Here is a 3,135-nt window from a genome sequence, read left to right as displayed (position 1 = left end):
ATCTTTCCGCAAAAACGAGAATCTATCGGCTAGTTTGCTCAATTTCCTCGTCACCAGCGAAGAAAAGCGCGGCCGTTTAGCGATCGCATTAGAGCGAGCCGAGCAGGAAGGATGGCAATGGACGGAAGTGGAAATCCCCGACGAGGAAATCGAACTGGAAACCGCCATTCAACGCATCAACAACCATGTAATCGAGAGAGTCGGGAATTTTACCACCTCTACCGAAAACCTACCCAATGGGATAACACTGAAGATGGTGAGCTTACCAGCAGGTCAATTTCTCATGGGATCTCCTGACAGTGATCCCGATGCTCGCGATAATGAAAAGCCTCCACACCAAGTTCAAGTCAACGGTTTTGCGATTGGGAAATATTCGGTGACTCAGGCACAATATGAAGCGGTAATGGGAACCAATCCCTCTCGGTTTCAAAATAATCCCCAAAATCCGGTAGAAAAGATTAGTTGGAATGACGCTCAAGCCTTTTGTCGGAAATTGAGTCAGATAACAGGGAAAACCTATCGTCTCCCCACAGAAGCGGAATGGGAATATGCTTGTCGTGCGGGGACTACTACTCGCTTTTATTTCGGTGATGATGCTAATCAGTTAGGAGATTACGCTTGGTATTACGGAAATTCTCAGGGGACAACTCATCCTGTGGGCCAGAAAAAGCCCAATGCTTGGGGACTCTATGACATGAGTGGCAATGTTTGGGAGTGGTGCGAAGACGATTGGCACGATAACTATATCGGAGCGCCGACGGATGGCAGTGCTTGGATAACAAATAATAATGATAATGATTATGATTATCGCATACCGCGGGGCGGTTCTTGGTACAATATTCCAAATCTCTGCCGTTCCGCTTTCCGCAACTACAACTACCGCCGCCTCTTCTTCAACGTCGGTTTTCGGGTGGTGTGCGGTGCTCGGAGGACTCTGTAACCCTTTTACCCTTTTTCTCTTTTTCTCTTTTTCCCGCCTAGCGGCGGGTCGATTTTTTTTTGAGAAAATTGAGGTAGCATGAGTAGAAAACGGGTTTCTCGGAGAAACCGGTTTTCTGTGGGTTACTCAAGGGATTTAGGATAATTTGTAGTTTGAGTTAAGGTTCGTAGTTGCGCTTTAGCACTTCATGTTGTCCGCACTACAGTAACGGCAAATTTGGCTTCAGCGTCCAGAAAGAAATCTATGAGAGTCTCCGTGACACGAGAGAATATAATAGTGAAGTGTGGAAAAAGTTCGGCGATCACATCGGCTGGAAAAAAGGAGAAAATTGCTTGTCTTACTCTGACCTAATCTTTAACAAGAATGCTCCCAAAGCTCATTTCCTTATTTGTATTTTTCACATTTTTTCAAAAAAATGGTAGATAAACAACTGAAAACTGTTATCTGGATTGGAGCATCAAAAAAGGAGCTATTAGAATTTCCTCAAGAGGTTATTGATGAAGTTGGCTATATTCTTTATCGTGTTCAGAACAATCAGAATCATCCTAACATCAAAGCCTTAAAGGGCTTTAATGGTGTTTTTGAAATAGTCAGCGATTATCAAACCGATACCTATAGAACAGTTTATGCCATCAAACTAAGCAATGCTATTTTTATTCTCCATGCCTTTCAGAAAAAATCAAAATCGGGGATTAAAACACCAAAACAAAATGTTAATCTAATCAAAGAACGCCTAAAAAAAGCACAGGAAATCGCAAAAGAGCAATAATAAATAACAAAAAGGAGATAAATGATTATGACAGAATATACTATTAGTTCGGGAAACATTTTTGAAGACTTAGGCTTTGCTAATGCAGAAGAAAAACTCGCTAAAGTCAAGCTGGCTTCAGTGATTTACGATCTGATTACTGAACAAGAATTAAGCGAGCAGGAGGTCAGTCAAATTTTGGGGATTGACGAGGCTAAAATTTCTAACTTAAAAAATGGCAGATTGCAAAAATTTTCTCTTGAGCAGATGTTTGACTTTCTAGTAGCATTAGGTCAGAAGATAGAAATCTTAGTAACTCCCCAAGCCTTAGCAAACTCTAGTTTAAGTATCCAGGTCATGTATCGAAATCAATCCTAATCTAAGCGCAATCGCCGATCTCATAAGGTGCGTTAATGTTAATGTAACGCACCTCAACTAACCTATTTTAGCTAATCCTTGTAGTAAAATAAAACAGGACACTCGACTTAACCCTTAACCTTACAAAAGTCATCATGAATATTCAACTAAAACCCAATCAAGAACAATTTATCCAAAAACAGTTAAAAAGTGGCAGATTTAATAGTTCAGAACAAGTCATAGATACCGCTTTTTACTTGCTAGAAATCCTCGATGAAGATTACTTACAATGGGTAGAAGAAACTCGTCAAAAAATTGACGTTGCCATAGCAGAATTAGATAATGGAGAGGGATTAGATGGAGAAAAAGTCATAAATGATATACTCGAAAAATTTAAAAAAGCGCAACAAAAATAATTATAAATCGTTATATTATTGCGCCTTCAGCCAGTCAAGATTTAAACAAGATTGCCGATTATTTTTTAGTAGTAAATATTGAAGCAGGTGAAAAACTATTCAGAAAATTTTACAAAAAGTGTCAACAATTAGTACAATTTCCCAAGTTAGGACGCAGCTATAGTCATATTAAACCATCCTTGAGAGGTTTACCTTTAGATGGATATATTATTTTCTATCGAGTAATTAATGAAACGTTGGAAATTTTAAGAATTGTTAATGGTCGTCAAGATTTAGATGCTTTATTCTCTGAGATCAAATAAAGGTTGAATGATGCAATCACCTGTAGGAGAAAAAGAACGACTGAAAAAAGCACAGGAGATCGCAAAAGAGCAACAATAAATACCAAAAAGGAGATAAATGATTATGACAGAATATACTATTAGTTCGGGAAACATTTTTGAAGACTTAAGTAGCTAGGCAGAATTAAACTTAAAACAGTGAGTTTCGTATCCTCCTTTTTGAGCGCGAGCTTCGATCCCTTGTTTAACAGTGAGCGCTAAATCGTACTCATCGGGAAAAATTTGACCTGCCAGTTCATGAGTTTTTAATTGATGCCATTCAATTTCAATAAGATTCATTTCAGAGGAATATTTGGGCAGTTGAAAGAAAAATAATCCTTGCTGCTGCCACTT

Annotated in this window: 7 protein-coding genes; 6 read left to right on the top strand and 1 reads right to left on the bottom strand. The window is 38.8% G+C overall.

Features of this window, described 5'->3' with window-relative positions:
• The 6 genes from PX484_RS07195 to PX484_RS07170 all read left to right on the top strand — a co-directional run.
• Positions 1-940 (top strand): formylglycine-generating enzyme family protein (locus tag PX484_RS07195; protein WP_288103290.1); only part of this gene is annotated, 940 nt, incomplete at its 5' end.
• A 170-nt stretch (positions 941-1,110) separates the two neighbouring features.
• The gene (locus tag PX484_RS07190; RefSeq protein ID WP_287665292.1) at positions 1,111-1,362 is read left to right on the top strand and encodes a GUN4 domain-containing protein; all 252 of its coding nucleotides are present in this window, start codon (positions 1,111-1,113) and stop codon (positions 1,360-1,362) included.
• Positions 1,356-1,709, top strand: coding sequence for a type II toxin-antitoxin system RelE/ParE family toxin (locus PX484_RS07185; RefSeq protein WP_287767470.1), 354 nt, complete (start codon positions 1,356-1,358; stop codon positions 1,707-1,709). The genes PX484_RS07190 and PX484_RS07185 overlap by 7 nt, the downstream gene beginning before the upstream one ends.
• Positions 1,710-1,736: 27 nt before the next feature.
• Positions 1,737-2,066: a helix-turn-helix domain-containing protein gene (locus tag PX484_RS07180; protein WP_002737427.1), complete on the top strand. Its 330-nt coding sequence runs from the start codon at positions 1,737-1,739 to the stop codon at positions 2,064-2,066.
• A 134-nt stretch (positions 2,067-2,200) separates the two neighbouring features.
• The gene (locus PX484_RS07175; RefSeq protein WP_287767472.1) at positions 2,201-2,461 is read left to right on the top strand and encodes a ribbon-helix-helix domain-containing protein; all 261 of its coding nucleotides are present in this window, start codon (positions 2,201-2,203) and stop codon (positions 2,459-2,461) included.
• Positions 2,458-2,763 (top strand): type II toxin-antitoxin system RelE/ParE family toxin, encoded by a 306-nt coding sequence (locus tag PX484_RS07170; protein WP_353853216.1) that lies wholly within the window; start codon positions 2,458-2,460, stop codon positions 2,761-2,763. The genes PX484_RS07175 and PX484_RS07170 overlap by 4 nt, the downstream gene beginning before the upstream one ends.
• Before the next feature lie 153 nt (positions 2,764-2,916).
• Here the strand turns inward: PX484_RS07170 and PX484_RS07165 are convergent.
• Positions 2,917-3,135: transposase (locus PX484_RS07165; protein ID WP_288103288.1), on the bottom strand; the 219-nt coding region annotated here is incomplete at its 5' end.

Source organism: Microcystis sp. M49636_WE2, assembly GCF_030065375.1.
Classification (GTDB): Bacteria; Cyanobacteriota; Cyanobacteriia; order Cyanobacteriales; family Microcystaceae; genus Microcystis; species Microcystis aeruginosa_C.
Note: the sequence above shows the minus strand (reverse complement) of the source record. Positions and strands in the feature narration are given on the sequence as shown.